General features: G+C 65.0%; 2 protein-coding genes. Both read right to left on the bottom strand.

What is annotated here, in order from left to right; genetic code table 11:
- The coding region (locus tag D3D02_RS18060) for a DNA gyrase subunit A (protein ID WP_147435696.1) at nucleotides 1-192 on the bottom strand (192 nt) is incomplete at its 3' end.
- 1 nt (nucleotide 193) lies between these two features.
- Nucleotides 194-695: toprim domain-containing protein (locus D3D02_RS18055; RefSeq protein WP_233560701.1), on the bottom strand; the 502-nt coding region annotated here is incomplete at its 5' end.

Genomic DNA, 695 nt, shown 5'->3' with positions numbered 1-695 from the left:
CTGCATCGCATACAGGATGCGCCGGTGGACCGGCTTCAGGCCGTCGCGTACGTCGGGCAGCGCCCGCCCCGCGATGACCGACATCGCGTAGTCGATGTACGACTGCTCCATCTCGTCTTCGATGCGCGCGTTCTTGACTTCGGCCGCGATACCCGCGCCCGGTTCGAACGAATCTGGTGCGTCAGAACTCATATTAGATGTCTACCCATTCGGCGTCGTTCGCGTGGTCCTTGATGAACTGCTTTCGCGGCCCGACGGCGTCGCCCATCAGGATGTTGAACATCCGGTCGGCGGCGGCGGCGTCCTCGACGGTGATGCGCTTGAGGACGCGGTTTTCGGGGTTCATCGTCGTGTCCCACAGCTGGTCGGGGTTCATCTCACCGAGTCCCTTGAACCGCTGGACCTGCGTGGGGTTGCCGTTGCATTCCTCCTCGATGATGCGGTCCCGCTCGGCCTCGTCCATCGCGTCGTAGGTGTTGCCGCGGTAGCGGACGCGGTACAGCGGCGGTTGAGCCGCGTACACGTAGCCGGCCTCGATGAGCGGGCGCATGTGCCGGTACAGAAGCGTAAGCAGCAGCGGTCGGATGTGCGCGCCGTCGACGTCGGCGTCGGTCATCAGGATGAGCCGCTGGTAGCGCGCCTTCTCGATGTCGAACTCGTCGCCGACGCCGCCGCCAATGGCGGTGATGAGCGCC

This window comes from Halobellus sp. Atlit-38R (assembly GCF_003665925.1).
Lineage (GTDB): Archaea > Halobacteriota > Halobacteria > Halobacteriales > Haloferacaceae > Haloquadratum > Haloquadratum inordinatus.
Note: the sequence above shows the minus strand (reverse complement) of the source record. Positions and strands in the feature narration are given on the sequence as shown.